This is a genomic window from Xanthomonas axonopodis (assembly GCF_001304695.1).
GTDB classification, from domain to species: domain Bacteria; phylum Pseudomonadota; class Gammaproteobacteria; order Xanthomonadales; family Xanthomonadaceae; genus Xanthomonas; species Xanthomonas axonopodis.
Genome location: NZ_JFAQ01000119.1, coordinates 1 through 20,011, shown reverse-complemented (window position 1 = coordinate 20,011; position 20,011 = coordinate 1). Strand labels below are relative to the sequence as shown.

17 protein-coding genes and 3 pseudogenes are annotated in these 20,011 nt (G+C 65.1%); 14 read left to right on the top strand and 6 right to left on the bottom strand.

What is annotated here, in order from left to right; all coding sequences use genetic code 11:
• Positions 1-181: 181 nt before the first annotated feature.
• Positions 182-835, top strand: a pseudogene (locus tag XAXN_RS11580) (IS30 family transposase); the annotation flags it as partial.
• A gap of 228 nt (positions 836-1,063) precedes the next feature.
• On the opposite strand, the gene hemF reads toward XAXN_RS11580, so the two are convergent.
• The 4 genes and pseudogenes from hemF to XAXN_RS11560 all read right to left on the bottom strand — a co-directional run bounded on the left by hemF (position 1,064) and on the right by XAXN_RS11560 (position 6,675).
• Positions 1,064-1,963, bottom strand: a complete 900-nt coding sequence (gene hemF / locus XAXN_RS11575) for an oxygen-dependent coproporphyrinogen oxidase (RefSeq protein ID WP_042823198.1) — start codon at positions 1,961-1,963, stop codon at positions 1,064-1,066.
• Between the two features lie 671 nt (positions 1,964-2,634).
• Positions 2,635-3,204: a hypothetical protein gene (locus XAXN_RS11570; RefSeq protein WP_054319653.1), complete on the bottom strand. Its 570-nt coding sequence runs from the start codon at positions 3,202-3,204 to the stop codon at positions 2,635-2,637.
• Positions 3,201-4,040 carry an SH3 domain-containing protein gene (locus tag XAXN_RS11565; RefSeq protein WP_174515472.1) on the bottom strand — a complete coding sequence of 280 codons (840 nt, stop codon included), beginning with the start codon at positions 4,038-4,040 and terminating at the stop codon, positions 3,201-3,203. Before XAXN_RS11565 ends, XAXN_RS11570 begins: the two co-directional genes overlap by 4 nt.
• Before the next feature lie 267 nt (positions 4,041-4,307).
• Positions 4,308-6,675 (bottom strand): annotated as a pseudogene (locus tag XAXN_RS11560) (S9 family peptidase).
• A 591-nt stretch (positions 6,676-7,266) separates the two neighbouring features.
• Between XAXN_RS11560 and XAXN_RS11555 the strand changes: the two are divergent.
• Positions 7,267-8,610 carry an AMP-binding protein gene (locus XAXN_RS11555; RefSeq protein WP_042823204.1) on the top strand — a complete coding sequence of 448 codons (1,344 nt, stop codon included), beginning with the start codon at positions 7,267-7,269 and terminating at the stop codon, positions 8,608-8,610.
• Between the two features lie 334 nt (positions 8,611-8,944).
• On the opposite strand, the gene XAXN_RS11550 is transcribed toward XAXN_RS11555, so the two are convergent.
• Positions 8,945-9,952, bottom strand: coding sequence for a chorismate transformation FkbO/Hyg5 family protein (locus XAXN_RS11550; protein ID WP_042824184.1), 1,008 nt, complete (start codon positions 9,950-9,952; stop codon positions 8,945-8,947).
• Positions 9,949-11,298: an NAD(P)/FAD-dependent oxidoreductase gene (locus tag XAXN_RS11545; RefSeq protein WP_054319651.1), complete on the bottom strand. Its 1,350-nt coding sequence runs from the start codon at positions 11,296-11,298 to the stop codon at positions 9,949-9,951. The genes XAXN_RS11550 and XAXN_RS11545 overlap by 4 nt, the downstream gene beginning before the upstream one ends.
• 302 nt (positions 11,299-11,600) lie before the next feature.
• On the opposite strand from XAXN_RS11545, the gene xanC reads away from it, so the two are divergent.
• The 12 genes and pseudogenes from xanC to XAXN_RS11495 form a co-directional block, all read left to right on the top strand.
• Positions 11,601-11,870 (top strand): xanthomonadin biosynthesis acyl carrier protein XanC, encoded by a 270-nt coding sequence (gene xanC / locus XAXN_RS11540; RefSeq protein ID WP_054319650.1) that lies wholly within the window; start codon positions 11,601-11,603, stop codon positions 11,868-11,870.
• 37 nt (positions 11,871-11,907) lie between these two features.
• Complete coding sequence (locus XAXN_RS11535) at positions 11,908-12,591, top strand: COG4648 family protein (RefSeq protein ID WP_164514225.1); 684 nt, start codon at positions 11,908-11,910, stop codon at positions 12,589-12,591.
• Positions 12,592-12,644: 53 nt separating this feature from the next.
• Positions 12,645-13,394 (top strand): lysophospholipid acyltransferase family protein, encoded by a 750-nt coding sequence (locus tag XAXN_RS11530; RefSeq protein WP_054319648.1) that lies wholly within the window; start codon positions 12,645-12,647, stop codon positions 13,392-13,394.
• An 11-nt stretch (positions 13,395-13,405) separates the two neighbouring features.
• Entirely contained in the window at positions 13,406-13,693 is a 288-nt protein-coding gene (locus tag XAXN_RS11525) for an ApeI family dehydratase (protein WP_042824180.1), read from the top strand.
• Entirely contained in the window at positions 13,690-14,664 is a 975-nt protein-coding gene (locus XAXN_RS11520) for a lysophospholipid acyltransferase family protein (RefSeq protein ID WP_054319647.1), read from the top strand. Before XAXN_RS11525 ends, XAXN_RS11520 begins: the two co-directional genes overlap by 4 nt.
• Complete coding sequence (locus XAXN_RS11515; RefSeq protein WP_054319646.1) at positions 14,588-15,235, top strand: LolA-related protein; 648 nt, start codon at positions 14,588-14,590, stop codon at positions 15,233-15,235. The genes XAXN_RS11520 and XAXN_RS11515 overlap by 77 nt, the downstream gene beginning before the upstream one ends.
• Before the next feature lie 84 nt (positions 15,236-15,319).
• A pseudogene (locus XAXN_RS23670) lies at positions 15,320-15,505 on the top strand (hypothetical protein); the annotation flags it as partial.
• Positions 15,497-17,740 (top strand): MMPL family transporter, encoded by a 2,244-nt coding sequence (locus XAXN_RS11510; RefSeq protein WP_338133110.1) that lies wholly within the window; start codon positions 15,497-15,499, stop codon positions 17,738-17,740. The pseudogene XAXN_RS23670 and the gene XAXN_RS11510, both read left to right, overlap by 9 nt.
• Complete coding sequence (locus XAXN_RS11505; RefSeq protein ID WP_054319645.1) at positions 17,727-18,167, top strand: hotdog family protein; 441 nt, start codon at positions 17,727-17,729, stop codon at positions 18,165-18,167. Before XAXN_RS11510 ends, XAXN_RS11505 begins: the two co-directional genes overlap by 14 nt.
• A gap of 299 nt (positions 18,168-18,466) precedes the next feature.
• The gene (fabG, locus tag XAXN_RS11500; protein ID WP_054319644.1) at positions 18,467-19,204 is read left to right on the top strand and encodes a 3-oxoacyl-ACP reductase FabG; all 738 of its coding nucleotides are present in this window, start codon (positions 18,467-18,469) and stop codon (positions 19,202-19,204) included.
• Between the two features lie 40 nt (positions 19,205-19,244).
• The gene (locus XAXN_RS21320) at positions 19,245-19,664 is read left to right on the top strand and encodes an AAA family ATPase (RefSeq protein WP_241148104.1); all 420 of its coding nucleotides are present in this window, start codon (positions 19,245-19,247) and stop codon (positions 19,662-19,664) included.
• Between the two features lie 54 nt (positions 19,665-19,718).
• Positions 19,719-20,011 (top strand): transposase (locus tag XAXN_RS11495; RefSeq protein WP_167694791.1); only part of this gene is annotated, 293 nt, incomplete at its 3' end.

Below are 20,011 nucleotides of genomic sequence, written 5' to 3'. Positions count from 1 at the left end.
CGCCCGGTAACACTTGGCCTCAGTTCCGTAGCGATCCACGCACTCGGTCCGCGACAATCCCGGCGGAAACTGCACGATGTTGATCCCCATCTCCCACCTCCGTTGCCTTCAGCTGGGGCCATTGTCCAACCGCAGCGTCGCAGATCCTGCAACTGGAGGCTGAGGGATGGGGCTAATCAGGGCCATCTATGCTCACCCGCGCGGTGGGCTGAAGAAGGCGCTGGTGGAGGCGCTGCGCCAGGGCAAGCCGACGCGCGGACTGCGCAGCACCACCGCGGCAAAACGCTCGTGGGTGCCGGAGGAGCTGCGCATCGTGCATCGCCCAGAGCACGTGGAGCAACACTTGGCTCCCGGACATTGGGAGGGCGATCTGATCAAGGGCACCTTCAATCGCTCCTGCGTGGGCACGCTGGTCGAGCGCAAGACCCGGTTCGTCGTGTTGTGCAGGATGGATGGCTGCACGGCCGAAGCGGCGCTGGAAGGCTTCACGCGGCAGATGAAGAAGCTGCCCGCGTTCCTGCGCGAGAGCCTGACCTATGACCCTGGCACCGAGCTGACCTGCCACCAGGAGCTGGCGCGTCGGCTGAACATCGTCATCTGGTTTGCCGACCCGCATGCGCCGTGGCAGCGCGGCAGCAACGAGAATACCAATGGCCTGCTGCGGCAATTCCTGCCCAAGGGCGTGGATCTGTCGCAGGCCAGTCAGGAGTACATCAATCATGTGGCCAAGCTGATGAACGCGCGGCCGCGAAAGACATTGAACTGGATGACGCCGGCCGCAGCCCTCGAGAAGGAAATTCTCGAATTCAAATCACGTGTTGCACTTCACTCTTGAGACTGCCTAGTATCGGCAGATTACCAGTCTGCTCAATGCGCAATCGCAAGTTTAAACAGGGGCGCTGAACGCGATCAATCAACACAGCGTTTCATGTCTGTAATTCGGGTGTATGTGAGGGAATCTGACTGCGTGAATATGCGTGAATGATCCAATGAAGAAAGGCGCTGAAGCCAATCCCCACACGGGAACAGATTTCAGCGCCTTCGGATGCACAGGGTGGGGTGGTCAGCCCAGCCAGTCGCGCGGCACCAGGTAGTCCAACAACCGCGCTTCGGCGCTGCCGGGTTCGGCGGTGTAGCCGTATTCCCAACGCACTCGCGGCGGCAGGCTCATCAGGATGCTCTCGGCGCGCCCGCCGCTCTGCAATCCGAACAGGGTGCCGCGGTCGTAGACCAGGTTGAACTCCACGTAGCGTCCGCGGCGGTACAGCTGGAACTCGCGCTCGCGCTCGCCAAACGGCGCGTCCTTGCGGCGCTGCACGAGCGGCATATAGGCCTCCAGAAAGCCATTGCCCACTGCCTGCTGGTAGGCAAAATCGCGCTCGAAGTCCTGGCCCAGGTCATCGAAGAACAGCCCGCCGACGCCGCGAGTTTCGTTGCGGTGACGCAGGAAGAAGTACTCGTCGCACCAGCGCTTGTGCGCGGCATAGCGCTCCTCGCCGAACGGCGCGCACAGCGCCTGCGCAACGCGGTGCCAGTGCTGCACGTCTTCATCGAAGGGATAGAACGGGGTCAGGTCGAAGCCACCGCCAAACCAGGCGGCCACGACTTCGCCATCGCGATCGGCGCGGAAGTAGCGCACGTTCATGTGCGTGGTCGGGATATACGGATTGTGCGGATGAAACACCAGCGAGACGCCGCATGCACGCCAGGTCGCACCGGCAAGCTCGGGCCGGTGCGCACTGGCCGACGACGGCAGGCGCGTACCGGACACGTCCGAAAAACCGATGCCGGCCTGCTCGAACACCGCACCGTCGCGCAGGATGCGGGTACGGCCACCGCCGCCCTCCTCGCGCTTCCAAACATCCTCGGCAAAGCGTGCCTTGCCGTCGGCAGCTTCCACAGCGGCGCAGATCCGGTCCTGCAGGTCGGTTAGATAATCGCGTACACGGTCGAATTCGTTCATGCCCCAATTCTAAGCCGTGCACTCCGCGTGGTGCATCCCGCGCAAGCGCGCCCGTTTGTCGCAGTGCGATGCGGGGATAACGGCACAGTGATCGCTGCTGGGCAATGACCAGTCGAGTTGGTTGGTGCACAGAGTTTCAGCGCGGCAACCAACAATCAGCCAACCGTGCGAGGTGGTGTTTTCGTTTCTCAATCAAGAGCACCGGCAAACTGTCTGGCGAGGGCGCCGCTCCCTCAAGGTCTTCGCGCTTGCTGCAGGGCCCTTGCCCGCCCACCATCGCCGGACACGCTGCAAGTACGTCCCTGTAACTTCCGTGGCGGCATCCATGCCGCCAAGAGTCCCGCGACGGTGAGCGGGCAAGGACCAGTCGAGACGGTCGTATGCCAGTGCAACCGACCGGCGACACTCGCTTGTTCTACAGCGAGGTTTCCGTTTTAAGAGCTACTTCATAAACTGCTGACCAATGTGCTGGTGCAGTGTCCTCGCCGCAAGGCTGGGTCACGGCGTGTGTCGCGAGCGGTGAGGGCCCGCACATCCGACCTGGCTTGAAGATAGCCAGGCAACCGCACACGCAAGCTCTCAGTTTTTGATGCGCAACGGGCGAGCGAGGCGTATTACGTTGCAAGGCAGCTAGTCTGCTGCAGGCTGCAGCGCCCTTGCACGCTCCCAAGTCACCAAGGTTGCGAAAACTCTGCGCGGACAGCGGGGGTGCACAGCCGCCATGCCAATGCTGCGTGGACGCAGCCGATCACCAGCGCGCCCAGGCCGGTGAGGACCAGTGCCATCTGCTGGGTGGCCTGCAAACGCGCCTGCATCTGCGGCCATTGCGGGCTTTGCAGCACGTCGGCGGGCACTAGCGTTTGCACACCGTCGAACAATGGCCCGATCAACGCCAGTCCGCCGAAATTGAGCAGTCCGGTCACCAGCAACACCGCCACGAAGCCGATCCGTGCCCACTCGCGCCGCTGCAGCAGCGCCCAACTCAACCAGCAGAAGGCAGCCGAGAGCACCACGCCGGCGACGGATAACGACAGCGCGTGATCGATCAGCCATTGCCAGGAGTGGGGGAGGGTGATGCCTTCGGGCAGGCCTAGCGATGCCGCATCTGGCGTCAGTGCGATCATGGCGATCTGCACCAGATTGGCCAGCACGCTGACCACCCCCAGCAACAGGGAAACCCACGCCAACGCAGTGACGAAGCCACCACGCTGCCGCGCCGATGCGGGCTGGACGGTGCTCATTGCAGTGATGCGATGTGGGCAGCCACCATCGCCTGGCCGGGGGCATCCAGCGCCGGTTGCAGTTGCGCGTACCACTCAGGTACTGCGTCGGCCGGCAGGCATTGGCGCAACAGCGGCGTGCTGCGCTCGAGAAAGGCTTCAAAAAACGGTAGCCCGCGCACGTACAGGAAGTGGCTGTCGGTAATGGACATGCCAGCGTATGCCTCGCGCAACCATTCCAGATGCGGCAGCGTGTGGGCCCCGTGGCCGGCGCGGGTGAGCGCGGTCAGGAAGCTGGTACGTGCGGTCGCGGGCGAGGTGGACCGCTCCTGCGCGTTGAGATCGTCGAAGGCCAGCAGCCACTGCTCGCCCTGCGCGATCTCGTGGCACATCACCGAGGTGGTTGCCAGCTGCAGTGCGTTGTGTGCGCTGGGCTCCAGCTCGTACAGCGCCAGCCAGTGCGGGTAGGCTTCGCGATAGCGGTCCAGCGCGCTCAACGACAGCGCGCACAGGCGCTGCGCATCCGCACCAACGTGCAGCTGCGCTTGCGCAGCGTTGTAGGCGTCGACATGGTCCCGGCGCTGAAACGCGCTCAGTGCCGGCTGCAGTGCGGGATCGATCTCGGCCGCCGACTCCGACGCATCTGCGGCAGCGACAGACGCTGCCGTCGGTTCTGTGCGCGGCGTGTTTACCGCAGTGCTCTTGCGTCCAAACAAACAGTCCCACAGGCCCATCGCTTCTCCCTTCCCTGCGCCCTTGGTGAGTGGAAGCGCGATCATGCCGGCGGCGCACCGGTCATGCGGCGGACCGATGAGCAGCACGCGCGCAGCGATGGCAACTTGCCGGTCCTGCGCCAAGCTTAGAGCCACCGGCGTAGCAACAGGTGAGTGCGAGGCAACCGACGCGCCGGTGTTGGGTTGCTTGCGCACGTGCTGCGTTGTTGATCCAGATCGCAGAGTCGTCGCTGCGGATGGCCGGATCGGTAGCGTTCTGCGCAGTGGGTTAGGGCGATCGTGACTGCGAGATAGCCTCACTCCGGCGTCTGCGTGCAATACGCGCAACACCCGAGCCCTGCGCGTGTCGTCCGCTTCCGTCCACTGGCGGCACGCGCAGTTTCAACGGGTTTAGGGCTTCACCTGCTCGTTGAACAGCTTGAGGATGCGCTTGTACTCGTCCAGCCACGAATCGACGCGCGTAAAGCCGTGGCGTTCCAGCGGGTACGGCGCTACCTCCCAGTTGTCCTTGTGCAGCTCCATCAACTTCTGGGTCATGTCGACCGAGTCCTTGAAGAACACGTTGTCGTCGATCATGCCGTGCGCGATCAGCAGATGGTCGCGCAACCCCTCGGCGTAGTTGATCGGCGAGGACGTCTTGTAGGCCTCCGGATCGAGCTCGGGCGTGTTGAGGATGTTGGAGGTGTACTCGTGGTTGTACTGCATCCAGTCGCCGACCGGGCGCAGCGCCGCCCCGGCCTTGAACGTGCCAGGGCTGCGGAACAACGCCATGTAGGTCATGAAGCCGCCGTACGAGCCGCCATAGATGCCGGCGCGTGCGCGATCGCCCTGCTTGGTGGCGACCAGCCAGTCCAGGCCATCCAGATAATCCTCCAGCTCGGGGTGGCCCATGTTGCGATAGATCGCCGTGCGCCAATCGCGGCCGTAGCCTTCGGAGGCGCGATAGTCCAGGTCCAGCACGATATAGCCCTGCTGCACCAGCAGGTTGTGGAACATCTGCTCGCGGAAATACGGGGTGTAGCGTTCGGAGACATTCTGCAGATACCCGGCGCCGTGCACGAACATCACGATCGGATACTGCTTGCCCTGCTCGGGCGTCTTGGGCCCGTAATACTTGCCCCAGACCGTGCCGGCGCCGTGTTTGGACGGGATTTGCACGTACTGCGGTGCAATCCACGGCTGCGCCTTGAAGGCAGGCGTGCGGGTGTCGGTGAGCACGGTGGTCTGGCCGCCTGTGGCCGGCACCACGGCCAGTTGGGTCGGCAGATAGCTGCGGGAGTAGCGCACCAGCAACTGCTGCCCGTTGGGCGACAGGCTGAAGCCTTCCACGCCGTTCAACGCAGTGATTTCGGTGAGCTGATCGTTGCGCAGATCGAGCTTGCAGACTTCGTAATCGCCCGGCCATTTCTGGTTGCACAGGAAGAACATGCCGCTGCCATCGGCGCTGGACACCGGCATCGACACTTCCCACTTGCCGCGCGTGCGCTGGCGCGGCTTGCCGTTGCCATCGACGGTATACAGCTGCGAATAGCCGGATTCTTCCGACAGCAGCCACAGCGTGCGGTTGTCTGGCAGCCAGCCGAAATCGTTGAACTCCCAGTTGATCCACGCGCTATCGCTCAAACGGTGACGCGGCTGCAGCCTGGCGTTGTCCAGGTCCACGCTGGCGATCCAGCGGTCCTTGTTGTCCACCGCGCGAATTTCCACCGCCACGTTGCGGCCGTCATCGCTCCAGTGCACGGCCGGCCCGCTGCCGTCGCCATCGCTTTCCACGCGCACCGCGCGGTTGCCCTTGAGCGGGTCGCGCTTGGCGGCCTTGCGCAAGGCCGCCAGCGGGTCGGTGGCGATGCCGGGGAGCGGATCGAACGACAGCGATTTGGCCGTGCCCGCGCCGACATCCACCAGCCACAGCGCATGCGCTGCCGGTGCGTTGCGACCGACACGGGTACGCACTTCCTGGAATTCTTCGTAACCGGATTCGGTCACGTATCTGGGCATCTTGCCGGCCTGGCCTTCGTCAGCGCTCTTGGCCTGGGTGACCACCAGCAGATGGCGGCCGTCCGGCGACAAGGCGCTGTCGACAATCTCCACCTCATCGCCCAGATACACCGGCGCTGCCGCACGCGTGGCATCGGCGCGGCGCCAGGCGCCAGGCGTCTTCCTGCGCGCGCAGCGCGTCGCGTTGCTCCTTGTCGCGGCGCAAGGTGGCCAGCGTCGCCAGTTGCTGCTCGCGCAGCACATCGGCCTTGGGCGCGGCATTGGGGTCGCGCTCGGCCTTGACCACCGCCACCTGCGCGGTGCCGCCATCGGCACGCCAGTGGTACCAGTTGTTGCCCGCGCGCCAGATCGCACCGCCGTCGCTGGCGAACTGCGGACGCGATTCGATCTCGTTGCTGCGGGTCAGCTGGGTGAGTGCGCCTGTACGCAGATCGCGCAGGAAGATATCGCCGTTACGTGCGAACAGCATGCGCTGACGTGTGGCGTCGTAACTGGGATTTGCCGCATCCAGGCCGGCGCGCGCGATGTCGGTCACACGTTCGGCAGTGCCGCCGCCGGTGCTCTGGCGATAGGTGTCGCGCACCGGGCTGCCATCGCGCTTGAGCAGGTATTGCACCTGTTTGCCGTCCCATTGCCACCAGGCCTGATCCACCGGCGGCCCGATCCAGTCCGGGTCGGCCATCGCCTGTTCGATGGTGAGCGGGGCGGCAGACTGCGCATGCGCAGCGGTGGCCAGCAGCAGAAGGGTCAACGGCAACAATCTAGGCATCGGACACGGCTGGACGCAAAGGAGCGCGCGCAAGCCTAGCAGTTCGCCTTTGCGCCACGCTTGGGCCACAGGTCATGCGTGCGTGGCTGCAGGCATGACCTGGCAACATCCGCCAGCGCGAGGAGCAGGCGCGACCATGATCCAGCGCTGCGCAAGCATGCAGTGGCAGATGAGAGCGATGCGCGGCATCAGCGATGCGCGACACGGCAGCGAACATGAACCCTTCATCTCCACGGCACTGGTAGCGCCGCGCGCGCGACTGGCAAACGCGCAGACGATCGCGACAAAGATCTCGCCTGGAAAAGCTTCTGCGCACAGGCGCCGCACGACTGCCATCCACACCTGCAGCCTGCCGGCGTATCGCAACGCCCAGCGCAACCACACATTGGCGAGGACTCGCCGAGCGCAGAGATGATGATCTGCCATGCCGCACACGGCGCACGCCGTACACCCAACTGGCCCGGCCACCCACATGCCACACACGGGCGGCGATCAACTTCGCGTGTCGTAGAGGAAATCCCCTGACTTGCCAGCGGCGCGGGTGGCGGCCAAGCTAGCGCGCTTTTGCGACCATCGGTTTCCATGTCCAGCCTGCCTGCTCCCGCTATGTCCCACCCGATGGCTGTTGGTGCGCCCGACCGGCCGCTGGCCTGGCGCGCGGGGCAGTCGATCGATCTGGCGACCTTCATCGCACACGTGCACGGCCTGGCGCAGCAGCTGCCCGAGGGCAGCCATGCGGTGAATCTGTGCGAAGACCGCTATCGTTTCATGGTGGCGTTCTATGCGTGTGCGCTGCGCGGGCAGGTCTCGCTGCTGCCGTCTTCGCGCGCGTCGGCGGTGGTGGGCGAAGTGCAGGCGCGTCACGCCGATGCGTATTGTCTGGGCGATTTGACGCTGGAGCTGGCGCCGCCGCGGTATTGGCAGCTGCCGGCCGAGTTGCCGCAGGCCCAGGGCCCGATTCCGCAGCTGGCCGACGATGCACTGGTGGCGATCGGTTTCACCTCCGGCAGCACCGGCAGTCCGCAACCCAATCCCAAGACATGGGGCAGCTTTTTGACCAGCACGCGCCAGGATCTGGTCGCGCTGCAAAGCCTGTGGGCGCACACCGATGCCGTCCCGCACGTGGTCGCCACGGTGCCACCGCAGCACATGTACGGCATGGAGTTGTCGGTGCTGCTGCCGATGGTGACCACGTTGGCGGTGCACGCAGGGCGCCCGTTCTTTCCGGACGATGTGGCGCGTGCGTTGGCCGATATCCCCGCGCCGCGTGTCTTGGTGACCACGCCCGTGCATCTGCGTGCGTTGGTCGAATCCGGCGTGGCGCTGCCGCCGCTGGCCGGCATCGTGTCGGCCACCGCGCCGCTCGCATCGGAGATCGCTGCTGCCGCCGAAGCGCGGTTCGGCGGTGAGGTGCGCGAGATGTTCGGCTCCACCGAAACCTGCGTGTTCGCCGTACGCCGCACGGCGCTGGAAGCGGCGTGGACGCCCTTGCCCGGCGTGCGCCTGGAAATCCAGGCTGCAGGCACCTTGGTGCATGCGCCGCATCTGGCCACGCCGGTGCTGCTGGCCGACATGATGGACGTGGCCGACGACGGCCGCTTCCAGGTGCGCGGCCGCCAGGCCGACCTGCTGGAAATCGCAGGAAAACGCGCATCGCTAGCCGATCTCACCCGGCGCTTGCTCGCCATTCCCGGAGTCATCGACGGGACCATCGTGCAGCTCGCCCCCGAGCCCGGCCAGGCGGTCGGCCGCATCGCTGCGCTGGTGGTCGCCCCCACCCTCGACGAAGCCCAGGTGCTGGCCGCTCTACGCGTCAGCGTGGACCCGGTGTTCCTGCCGCGCCGCCTGCGCAAGGTCGCCGCATTGCCACGCAACGAAACCGGCAAGTTGCCGCGCGATGTGGTGCTGGGACTGCTCAACGGCTGAGCGTGACCAACTGCGTGCGCGCAGCAGCCAGGCCGCATGGGCGTGACAGTCAGCGTGGTGATGAATGTCTACAGACACAGCGCGAAACGCGCTGGCAGGCGTGGTCAACGCAGGCCACACAGCGTTGCCACCTCGATGGTCGGCATCCGCGCAGTCGTGGGAGGCCAATGTGTGGTGGCAGTGGTGTGCCGGCGTTTATGGGCAACCGCCTAGCGCCTCCAATGCGAGGGTAGAGATGCGCGGCGCAGGATGCCTGCGTCACCTCAGCCCGCATCGCGCCGTCGGTTGGCGCTGCTCAATCCATTGCCGCAGATGGTCTTCGCGGCAAATGACGTTACCCATGCACCCCATCGATTTCTACCGCCAGCTCATCGCGGCAGATCACCGCGTGCAGCAGCAGGCGCGGGACCGCATCGCCGAAGCGGGCATCCAGTGCCTGCGCAACCTTGGGCAGGTCGTCGCGTTCGCGCACATAGATTTTCAGGCGCGTGCCGGCGCCAAATTGCGCGGGTAACGCAGGCGCATGCTGACGCGCGGCGCCGAGCAGGGCGTCGAAGTTGGCGAAGGTTTCTTCCAGCTGCGCCAGCAATTGGCCGGTGTGCATCGAGGCGTGGCCCACCACCGCAGCGGTGCCTGACAGCAGCAGCGGCATGTCGCTGCCGGCCGGCGGCAGCATGGCACGGGCAAAACTGGGCGGCTGCGGGCCGTACTGGCGCGGGTAATGGTAGGCACTGACCTGGCGCGGGTTTTCCAACGGCGTGCCGGTATTGGCGGCCGCCAGCCAGTAGATCTGGATGATGCGCTCGGCATCGCAACGGCCTACGGCGGTGGCGGCCGGCAACTGCGCGGTGTCGAATGCGCCCAAGCCGCGTGCACGGCCCACGCAGAACTGCCGGTAACGTTCGCGGTCGCCGCTGCCCAGGGTGATGGCGTCGAGGTAGTTCCAGATCCGCAGCAACCGCGGCGTCTGGCCGTTGCTGACGAAGGCGGTGATTTCCACATACGCCCTGGCGGCGGCTTCTTCGATATCCACATTCTGCTCGTCGATCTCGATCACGCCGAACTGCAAATGCCCGTCGCTGGACCAGGCGATGTTGCCATCGCGGCCGCTGCGCACCGGCGCATCGGTGCGCCACACTTCCAGCACGCTGGCCTGGTACGGCTGCAGCGGCACGCGCAGATAGCGCGGGTCGTGCAGGCGCGGCGCCGCATCGCCGAAGCCGAACACCGCCAGCACCTGCGGGTCGGTCAGCAGCATGGCAGGGTCGGTCTGGTCGACATAGTCGACCTGCAGCCGGGGATGGCGCACGGCGTGCGCGGTCTGAGCATGGGAAGCGATCATTGGGCGTCTCGTTGTTGCGTGTCGCGTTGCAAGGTGTCGCCGTCGAAGCCGAGCTTGGCCTGACGTCGGCGATGGCGCCACGACTGCCAGGCGCGCGGCATCATCGACAAGGTGGTGAATGCGTACAGGGCGCGAAAGGCGCGCAGGCGGATGCGGACCTTTGGGGCATCGAACACATCGCCGGCCAGCATCGCGACCACCGCCTGTTCCACCTGCCAGGTGTTTTGCGGGTGCGCGAACAAGGCGCGCATGGTGGGCGAGGTGAAGCGGTAGATGAACCACTTGAATTCATCCACGCCGCGCGTCAGTTCGCGTTGTAGGGCGCGCTGCAGTTTCGCCTCCGATTGCGGTGCGCGCAGTGCGGCATCCACCATCGCTGCGCCACGTTCGGCGCTGTGCATGGCCAGGAACACGCCAGAGGAAAACATCGGGTCGACGAAGGTGTAGGCATCGCCCAGCATCAACCAGCGTGGCCCGGACATGCGCGTGCATTCGTAGGCGTAATTGCCGGTGGCATGCACCGGCGCCACGCGCTCGGCGCCTAGCATGCGTGCGTTGAGCTCGGCACTGAGCGCCAGCGTGCGCATCAAGAAGCCCTCGCTGTCGCCCTTGCGGGTCTTCATGTAGTCCGGGTAGCAGACCGCGCCCACGCTCATGATGTCGTCCGGCAGCGGAATCAGCCACATCCAGCCGTGCGCATGCCGGTAGATGCTGATGTTGCCGGCATCCTCGCCCGGGCGTCGTGTCACGCCGCGGAAATGGCTGAACACCGCGGCCGACTGATGCTTTGCATTGGCGCGTTTGAGCTTGAGGCGGTTGCCCAGAAAGGTGTCGCGGCCGCTGGCATCGAGCAGGTAGCGCGGGCGGAACTGCTGCACGCCACCATCTGCCGTGCGTGCCTGCAGCATGGGTTGTTCGCCCTCGAATAGGACTTGCTCCACGCAGACCTGCTCGCGTGCGTCCACGCCCACCGCACGCGCACGCTGGAACAGCACGTGGTCGAATTGTGCACGCGGCACCTGGAAGGCGAAATCGGCCTTGGCATCGAGCGCGTGCGAAAAACGGAACGTGTTGTAGCCGCCGCTGTCGTTGGGAAAATCCGTCCCACGCTTCAGCATGCCGATGGCGCGCACGTCTTCCAGCACGTCCAGGCGTTCAAGAATCGGCATGTTCATCGGCAGCAAGGATTCGCCGATATGAAAGCGCGGGTGCTGCGCCTTCTCGAGCAGGGTCACGGACCAACCGAGCTCGGCAAGTGCGATGGCCGCGGTGCAGCCAGCCGGGCCGCCGCCGACGATCAGGACATCCGGACACTCCGGTCCGGGAGCCGGCCCGGCTGCCGGCATGGCGGTCGGGGTGTGGCGAACAGCGGTGGAAGTCATCCTGGAACGAACCTGCGGCGGGCGAGCATCATGCAGTCATGATAGCCTGACCAGCGGGCCGCCCAGCTTGCGGAGCGCCGATTCATCTGTGAAAAACGACCGGCAGCAGGTGCAGGCACCGGCCAGCCGCGCGGCAGATGCTCGGATTGGCAGCGGCGGCAACGTACACTACGGCCGACGCGACGCTCATGCATGCCGATGGACGCCCGCGCTGCTCTTGCTTGTTCTCACTCTTGTTGCCCGACCCTGACCTGTGGAAATCCTGGATGTCCTCGCAAACCGCTGCCGAACGTGAACTGGCCGAACTCCTGGTCGAAAGTCTGAACCTGGAAGACGTCCAACCCGCCGACATCGATCCGGAGGCGCCGTTGTTCAATACCGGGCTGGGGTTGGACTCGATCGACGCACTGGAACTGGCGCTGGCGATCAGCAAGCGCTACTGCTTCCAGTTGCGCTCTGACAACGACGAAAACCGTCGCATCTTCGCGTCGCTGCGCGCACTGTCGGCGCATGTTCAAGCCAACAAGACCGTCTGATCCGCCGACCTCGCCTTCCCCCGACGCACCCGCGTGGGTGCTGGGGCTGGGCGTTCTGCTTGCGGTGGCGTATTCGCCGTTGGCGCATTGGGCCAATGCCAGTCACCGCCCGGAGCTGGCCGTCATCGCCGGTGGTTTGCTGGTGCTGATGGTACTGATCGAACCGATGGTTGCACGCCGGCCCTGGGCCTGGCCGTTGGCCCTGTTGCTGCTTGCCGGGCTGGGCGCGCTGTGGCATTCGCCGTATGCGCTGTTGGTGCTGGCGGCGCCGCCGGTGGTGTTCACCGGTTGGGTAGCCTGGTTCTTCGGGCGCAGCCTGCGGGCCGGACGCACGCCGCTGATCACGCGCATCGTCGAGGGTCTGTACGGCCAGGCCGGCATGCTGATCACGCCCGAACAATGCCGCTACACGCGCCGCCTCACGCTGGCCTGGGCCGTGCTGCTGTGCGGCCTGACCCTGGCCAATCTGGTGTTGGGTCTGTGCGCCGAGCCCAGCGGCGTGCTCGCGCAGCTGGGTCATGCCTCGCCGCTGCCGATCAGCGACGCGCGCGCCTCGTTGTTCGCCAATCTGCTTGCCTATGGCGTGATTGGCGGCTTCTTCGTTGGGGAATATCTATTGCGGGGTCGCTGGTTTCCACTGCGCCCCTATCGTAGTCTGCCAGACTTCTTGCGTCAGATGGCGCGGCTCGGGCCGGATTTCTGGCGCGATCTGCTGCGCTGAGTGCGTGGCCTGGGGCAGCGACGGACGTGCATATTTTCGGGGACAAGACAAAAATGCCGTTGGCAAGGATGCCGTCGCGCCTGGCGTGGGCTGTGTTCAACCTGTTGCAATTGGCGTTCGCGCTGGCCTTTACCGCTGGCGGCATCGTCTATGCATTGGTCGTGCTGGCGATCACCCGCGATGCCGACCGTCTGCTGCGCATGGGCAGCTGGATGTGGTCGCCGGTGCTGTTCCGTGGTGCGGGCGCCACCGTCATCGTGGAAGGGCGCGAGCGGGTGGATTGGTCCAAGAACTATCTGTTCGTGAGCAACCACCAGTCGATCATCGACATCTGTGCGCTGTTCCATGCCTTGCCGGTGCCGCTGCGCTTTTTGCTCAAGCAGGAAATGCGCAAGGTGCCGTTAGTGAACTGGTATGCGCGTGCTGCCGGCATGCTGTTTCTGGACCGCGACAGCCGCAGGGCAGGGGCCCTGGTGCGGCGCCAGGCCGCCGCACTGCTGCGCGAAGGCAAACAGTTGTGTCTGTTTCCCGAAGGCACGCGTAGCCGTACCGGCGCATTATTGCCATTCAAGGCCGGGCTACTGCAGGCCGCTATCGATGCTGGCGTGCAGGTGGTTCCGGTGGCGCTGGATGGCTGCGGCAAGGTTTTGCCGGTCGATGGCCTGTTCAGGGTGAGACCGGGCATCATCCGCGTGCGGATCGGTGCGCCGATCGCGGTGACCGGGCCGGATGCGCCGGATCGCCAACAATTGACCGAGCAGGCACACAAGGCCGTGGCTGCAATGCTTCAACCCAGGATCTGAGTTTTGCGCTTATGGATTTCGTTGTGCCGCATGATCATCCCTGCCTGCCCGGACATTTCCCGGGCCGTCCCGTGGTGCCTGGCGTGGTCGTGCTCGACCATGTGCTGCAGGCGGTGGAAGCGCTGCATGGCCCGCGCGCGGCCATGCGCCTGCCGCAGGTGAAGTTCGTGCAGCCCTTGCTGCCCGGCCAGACCGCCTCGGTCACGCTGGAGGGCGATGGCCCGCGCTGGCGCTTTCGCGTGCAACGCGACGGCGCGTTGCTGGTCAGTGGCGAACTGGTGGCGGAGGCGGCGGCATGAGCAAGCACTGGAAGCAGCGTCCGGAAGGTGGCGGGCGCTTTGCGTTGTGGCTGATCCGCGGCATTGCACGGCACGCCGGGCGCGCCGTGGGGCGCGCGCTGCTGTATCCGATCACGCTGTACTTCCTGCTGGTGCGTGCACCCGAGCGCGCCGCCTCGCGTGCCTACCTGGCGCGGGTGCTGGGCCGCCCGGCCACGCTGCGCGACGTGGCGCGGCACATCCATACCTTCGCCTCGACCATCCTGGACCGGGTGTACATGCTGTGCGGGCAGATGCAGCGCTTCCGCGTGGACATCACCGGCCTGGATCAACTGCACACGCAAATGGATCGCGGCCGCGGCGTGCTGATCTTCGGTTCGCACCTGGGCAGCTTCGATGCGCTGCGCGTGCTGGCCACCGAGCGCCCGGACGTGCAGGTCAAGGTGGTGCTCGACAAGGCGCACAACCGCGCCATGACCGATCTGCTGGGCGCGCTCAACCCGCAGCTGGCCGCCAACATCATCGACGCCGGCATGGACGCGACCTCGATCGTCATGGCGATCAAGGAAGCCACCGATGCCGGTGCGCTGGTGGCACTGCTGATCGACCGCCCGCGCGAAGGCGACCCGGCGCTGCCGGCGATGTTCCTTGGCCGCAATGCGATGTTCCCGACCTCGCCGTGGCTGATCGCCGCTGCGCTCAAGGTGCCGGTGGTGCTGGCGTTCGGCCTGTATCACGGCGGCAATCACTACGAGCTGGCGTTCGAAACCTTCAGCGAAGGCCTGGACGTGCCGCGCCGTCAGCGCGCCCCGGTGCTTGCGGTACTCATGCGCGATTACGCTGCCAGGCTGGAACATTACACCTGCTACGCGCCGTACAACTGGTTCAACTTCTACGATTTCTGGAACACCCACCATGTCGATGTGCCGCACCCTGCCGTGGATGCTGATACTGCTGTTCAGCGCCGCACCGCTATGCGCCGCACCGCCTGAGACGCTGGACGTCGGGCAGGTGCTGCAGCGCCTGGCGCGCCCCGCACCGGTCAGCACCGAATTCGTCGAACTGCGCGGTTCGGCTTTGCTGAAGACGCCGTTGCGCGTGGAGGGCCACTACCGTCGCCCGGACGCGCAGACGCTGGTGCGCGAAGTCAGTGCGCCATATCGCGAAACCACCACGCTGACCGGCGACGAAGGCGTGCTGGAACGCGAAGGCAAATCGCAACGCCGCTTCTCGTTGAGCCGCGTGCCCGAACTGGCCGGCTTGAAGTCCGGTTTCGGCGCGTTGCTGGCTGGCGATCGCGCGCTGCTGGAACAGCACTACAGTGTCAGTGGGCAGGGCCAACTGCAGGCCTGGCAGCTGACGCTGCAGCCCAAGGACGCTGCCGTGGCCAAGCAGGTGCATGCGTTGCGCCTGTACGGACGCAACGACGAACTGCGGTGTATCGAAAGCGTGCCCGCCAAGGGCGACATGCAGCGCACGCTGCTGGGCGGTGCCGCGCGCGCGGCGGCCGGCGTGACCGATGCCGCCGCCCTGACCACGCTCTGCCACGGTTCGGGCGCGTGACCGCGCGCTGGATGGTTGCGCCGGTCGTCTCCAGAAACATCACGGCATTGCCAGCTGAAAAGCGCACATCGCCGATAGCGCCCGATGCCGCGCGCGCGGCCGGTGGGCGTTCGGCCGCTGCCGCAGGACATGCACCCCATGGCGCTTGAATTGAACGCGAACCGCCGCATCGGCCTGGCGCTGTTGTGGCTGGCCTTGCTGGCGGTGGCCGGATTCTGGTTGAGCGAAACGCTCAAGGTCACCGGCGATCTGCGCAAGTTCATGCCCGCCCCGCGCACGCCGGCGCAGAAACTGTTGATCGAAGAACTCGGCGAAGGCCCTGGATCACGGCTGCTGCTGATGGCGTTGTCCAACAACGATCCGGTCACCTTGGCCGAGCAGTCGCAGCAATTGCAAAAAGCGCTGTCCACGCAGCCAGAGCTGTTCGAACTGGTCAGCAATGGCGGCAATGCCGGGTTGGAGGCGATTCCCAGGCGCTTGCTGCCGTACCGCTATCTGCTCAGCGACAGCTTCGACAACACGCCGCTGGATGCGCCGACGCTGGAAGCTGCGTTGCAGGCGCGCGTGCAGGATCTCGGCTCGCCGGCGGCGGCCATGGTGGAGCCGTTGTTGCCGCGCGACCCCACGATGGAAATCCTGCATCTGGCCGAAACCCTGCAGCCGGCAGCGATGCCGCAGACGCGCAATGACGTGTGGTTCGATCGTGCCGGCACTTCGGCGCTGTTGATCGTGCAGACCCGCGCGGCCGGCTTCGACCCCACCGGCCAGCAGCTGGCCTACGACGCCGTGCAAGCGGCGTTCGCGAAGGTCAGCAAAGGCACCGCCACCCGGCTGACGCTGACCGGGCCGGGCGCATTCGCCGTGGAAATCACTGCGCGCACGCAGGGCGAGGCGCAGTGGATCGGCACGCTGGATACGGTGGGCCTGGTGGTGTTGCTGCTGGTGGCCTACCGCAGCTGGAAGATTCCGGTGCTTGGCGTGTTGCCGCTGGCCAGCGCCGGTCTGGCCGGCCTGGGTGCGGTGGCGCTGCTGTTCGACGGCGTGCATGGCATCACCGTGGCATTCGGCTTCACGCTGATCGGTGTGGTGCAGGATTACCCGATCCACCTGTTCAGCCATCAGCGCCCGGGTCTGGATCCGCGCGAGAACGCACGGCATCTGTGGCCGACATTGGCCACCGGCGTGGTCTCCACCTGCATTGCCTATGTGACCTTCCTGTTTTCCGGCGTAGACGGCTTGCGCCAGCTGGCGGTGTTCACCATCGCCGGCCTGGCCACCGCTGCGGTCACCACGCGCTGGCTGTTGCCGGCCTTGATCGATCCGGCCCCGCGCGATTACGCGGACTCGCGCCTGCTGGCGGTGCTGTGGCGTGGCATTGCGCGCCTGCCGCGGCCACGCGTCAGCCTGGCGGTGATGGCCGTGATCGGCATGGCGGTGATCGTGTTCGCGCCGGGGCAATTCTGGCAGAACGATCTGTCGAAGCTGACGCCGGTGCCGCCCAAGGCATTGGCGCAGGACACCCATCTGCGTCAGGAACTGGGCGCGCCGGATGTGCGTTACGTGCTGGCACTGCCGGCAGCCAGCGATGAGGCGGCGTTGCAGGCCAGCGAGCAGTTGCGCCCGCGCCTGGATGCATTGGTGCGCGATGGTGCGTTGCTCGGTTACGACATGGCGGCACGCTATCTGCCCAGTGCCAAGACCCAGCGTGCGCGACAGGTAGCATTGCCCGACGCCGCACAGGCGCGCGCGTTGACCGAGCGTGCCGTGGCCACCACGCCGTTCCGCAGCGATGCGTTTGCGCCGTTCGTGCAGGATCTGGACGCTGCCAAGCGTGCCGTACCGCTGCTGCCGAAGGATCTGATCGGCTCGCCGCTGGCGACCTCGGTCGGTGGATTGCTGCTCGGCCGTGGCGACCGCAGCACCGCGCTGGTGTCGTTGACCGGCCTGCGCGATCCGGCGGTGTTGGCGGCCGCCGTGCAAGGCAGCGGTGCGCAATTGCTGGATCTGAAGGACGCCTCCGAATCGCTGGTGGCTGCCTACCGCGGGCGCGTGCTCGGTGCGCTGGTCCTTGCCGCATTGCTGCTGGCGGTGACCGTGGCGATTGCATTGCGTAGCCCGCGCCGCATCGTGCGGGTGCTGCTGCCGATGGCGCTGACCACGGTACTGATCCTGGCGATCCTGCGCGGCACCGGGGTGGAGCTCAATCTGTTCCATTTGATCGCGCTGATCCTGGCCGCCGGTCTGGGCCTGGATTACGCGCTGTTCTTCGATCATGCCGGCGACGATCACGCCGACCAGCTGCGTACGCTGCATGCGTTGATCGTCTGCAGCCTGATGACGCTGCTGGTGTTTGCGCTGTTGGCTGCTTCCAGTATCCCGGTCTTGCGTGCCATCGGCAGCACGGTGGCGCTGGGGGTATTGTTCAATTTCATTCTGGCCTTGCTGGTGTCGCGCGAACCGGCGCTGGAACGCACCGCGAACGGAGAACCGCATGCAGGGACGTAACGCACTTGCCGCGCTGATTCCGCACCAGGGCAGCATGTGCCTGTGGGAAGAAGTGATCCAGTGGGATGCAAAGCGCATTGTGCTGCGCAGTCACGCGCATCGCAGCGATGCGCATCCGTTGCGTAGCAGCGGGCGTTTGCGCGCGCTGCATTTGTGCGAATACGGCGCGCAGGCCATGGCCGTGCATGGCGGGTTGCTTGGGCAGGATCCCAGCCAGCCAGCGCGCCTGGGCATGCTGGTCGCCCTGCGGGGCGTGGAGCTGCATCTGGCCTATCTGGACGACCTTCCAGCTGCCATCGACTGCGAGGCACAGGTGCTGATGCAGGCCGACGACAGCCAGCAATACAGCTTTCGCCTGACTCATCAAGACCAATTGCTTGCCAAAGGCCGCGCCACCGTGATGCTGGTTGCGGCGCGGGCCACCTAGGTTCCTTGAATACCGTCTTGCGCGTCATCCGAAAAGGGCTCTCTGCGGGTCAAACGCAGTGGCTGATTTGAGGACGCCGCAGACCAGATGCAGCAACTTGCGCATGGCAGCGCAGACGATCTGCTTGCCGTGTTTCCTGGTCCAGATACAGGATCGCGCTTGCACGCGATGAAGCGTTACAGCTAACGCCCAGCGCGCTCCTGCGGAATATGGCGATCGAAATGCGGTCGATCTATTCCTGCGCTTGCTGCCAGTCGTTAGGATAACGCTCTTTCCGCCGCGGTTTCATCGAGACTTCCATGAGCACATCCATTCCACAACGCCGCGCACTGGTCACCGGCGGCAGCGGCGATCTTGGCGGTGCGATCTGCCGCCACCTGGCTGCGCAGGGCCGGCATGTCATCGTGCACGCCAACCGCAATCTGGCGCGTGCGGACGAGGTGGTTGCCGCGATCGTGGCCGATGGCGGTAGCGCACAGGCAGTGGCCTTCGATGTGGCCGACGCGCAGGCAAGTGCGGAGGCGCTGGAGAGTTTGCTGGAAGCTGGCCCGATTCAGATCGTGGTCAACAATGCGGGCATTCATGACGACGCGCCGATGGCAGGCATGAATGCCGAGCAGTGGCACCGCGTTATCGACGTATCGCTGCACGGTTTTTTCAACGTCACCCAGCCCTTGCTGCTGCCGATGGCGCGCACGCGTTGGGGCCGCATCGTCAGCGTGTCGTCGGTGGCGGCCGTGTTGGGTCATCGGGGGCAGACCAACTACGCCGCCGCCAAGGCGGCGTTGCACGGCGCCAGCAAATCGCTCTCGCGCGAAATGGCCAGCCGCGGCATCGCAGTGAATGTGGTCGCGCCGGGCGTGATCGAAAGCGACATGGTCGGCGACAGTTTTGCGCCGGAGGTGATCAAGCAATTGGTGCCGGCCGGCCGCGTCGGCAAGCCCGATGAAGTGGCCGTGCTGGTCGCCTTTCTGTGCTCGGAAGCGGCCGGTTACATCAATGGCCAGGTCATTGGCGTCAATGGTGGGATGGGCTAAGTTGGACTATTGTGTCGCTAATGTAGACGGATGAAATTAAATGTTGACACGGCTCGAAGTGAATTGCTTTAAAAACCTCTTGGGATTCTCAGTGAATTTCGGGCCTTTCAATTGTATTGCCGGATTGAATGGTGTTGGAAAGTCGAATATATTTGATTCAATAAAGTTTTTATCATTGTTAGCCGATAAGTCGATTGTTGAGGCTGCGCTCGAGGTTAGAGAGTCGGATTCTACTGACCCGCTCGATATTTTTTGGACGAACGGCGAGTTCAGATCGGAGCGCCTTTCGCTTGCAGTAGAAATGATCGTGCCTGTAAATGTGGTCGACGACTTTGGACGTCGTGCTAAAGCAACTTCCACGTTTTTGCGCTATGAAGTTGAATTGGTACGAGACGATGGTGAGCGAGAGTCCGGCTCTCTGGGGCTGCACCTTGTGAAAGAAACTCTAAGGCAACGCTGATCAAGTTCCAAAGATGCGAGGATAAGTGCTTCGCAGCGATGGTGGTGCAAGCCGATGAAGCAGCGGACCTTGGCAATGTCAGCTGACCAGGGCAACGGGTTTGAACAGTACCGTCGCCCGACGCGGCGCGATGTGTTCCTGGCACGGATGGAGACGCTGGTGCCGTGGATGGCACTGTGCGCGGTGATCGCCCCGCACTATCCCAGGGCCGGCAAAGGTCGCCATCCAGTTGCCTTGGAGCGGCTGCTGCGGATGGACTTCGTCCAGCAGTGGTTCAATCTGGGCGCCCTGGCCTGCGAGGAGGCGTTGCTGGACAGCACCGCGCTACGCCGGGTCGTGGGCATCGA

What these genes read in the sequence shown, in the direction of transcription:
- hemF (WP_042823198.1), bottom strand. Translation starts at nt 1,963, where the DNA reads ATGAACGAATTCGACCGTGTACGCGATTATCTAACCGACCTGCAGGAC.
- XAXN_RS11570 (WP_054319653.1), bottom strand. Translation starts at nt 3,204, where the DNA reads ATGAGCACCGTCCAGCCCGCATCGGCGCGGCAGCGTGGTGGCTTCGTC.
- XAXN_RS11555 (WP_042823204.1), top strand. Translation starts at nt 7,267, where the DNA reads ATGTCCAGCCTGCCTGCTCCCGCTATGTCCCACCCGATGGCTGTTGGT.
- XAXN_RS11550 (WP_042824184.1), bottom strand. Translation starts at nt 9,952, where the DNA reads ATGATCGCTTCCCATGCTCAGACCGCGCACGCCGTGCGCCATCCCCGG.
- XAXN_RS11545 (WP_054319651.1), bottom strand. Translation starts at nt 11,298, where the DNA reads ATGCCGGCAGCCGGGCCGGCTCCCGGACCGGAGTGTCCGGATGTCCTG.
- xanC (WP_054319650.1), top strand. Translation starts at nt 11,601, where the DNA reads ATGTCCTCGCAAACCGCTGCCGAACGTGAACTGGCCGAACTCCTGGTC.
- XAXN_RS11530 (WP_054319648.1), top strand. Translation starts at nt 12,645, where the DNA reads ATGCCGTTGGCAAGGATGCCGTCGCGCCTGGCGTGGGCTGTGTTCAAC.
- XAXN_RS11525 (WP_042824180.1), top strand. Translation starts at nt 13,406, where the DNA reads ATGGATTTCGTTGTGCCGCATGATCATCCCTGCCTGCCCGGACATTTC.
- XAXN_RS11520 (WP_054319647.1), top strand. Translation starts at nt 13,690, where the DNA reads ATGAGCAAGCACTGGAAGCAGCGTCCGGAAGGTGGCGGGCGCTTTGCG.
- XAXN_RS11515 (WP_054319646.1), top strand. Translation starts at nt 14,588, where the DNA reads ATGTCGATGTGCCGCACCCTGCCGTGGATGCTGATACTGCTGTTCAGC.
- XAXN_RS11510 (WP_338133110.1), top strand. Translation starts at nt 15,497, where the DNA reads ATGCCCGCCCCGCGCACGCCGGCGCAGAAACTGTTGATCGAAGAACTC.
- XAXN_RS11505 (WP_054319645.1), top strand. Translation starts at nt 17,727, where the DNA reads ATGCAGGGACGTAACGCACTTGCCGCGCTGATTCCGCACCAGGGCAGC.
- fabG (WP_054319644.1), top strand. Translation starts at nt 18,467, where the DNA reads ATGAGCACATCCATTCCACAACGCCGCGCACTGGTCACCGGCGGCAGC.
- XAXN_RS21320 (WP_241148104.1), top strand. Translation starts at nt 19,245, where the DNA reads ATGTTGACACGGCTCGAAGTGAATTGCTTTAAAAACCTCTTGGGATTC.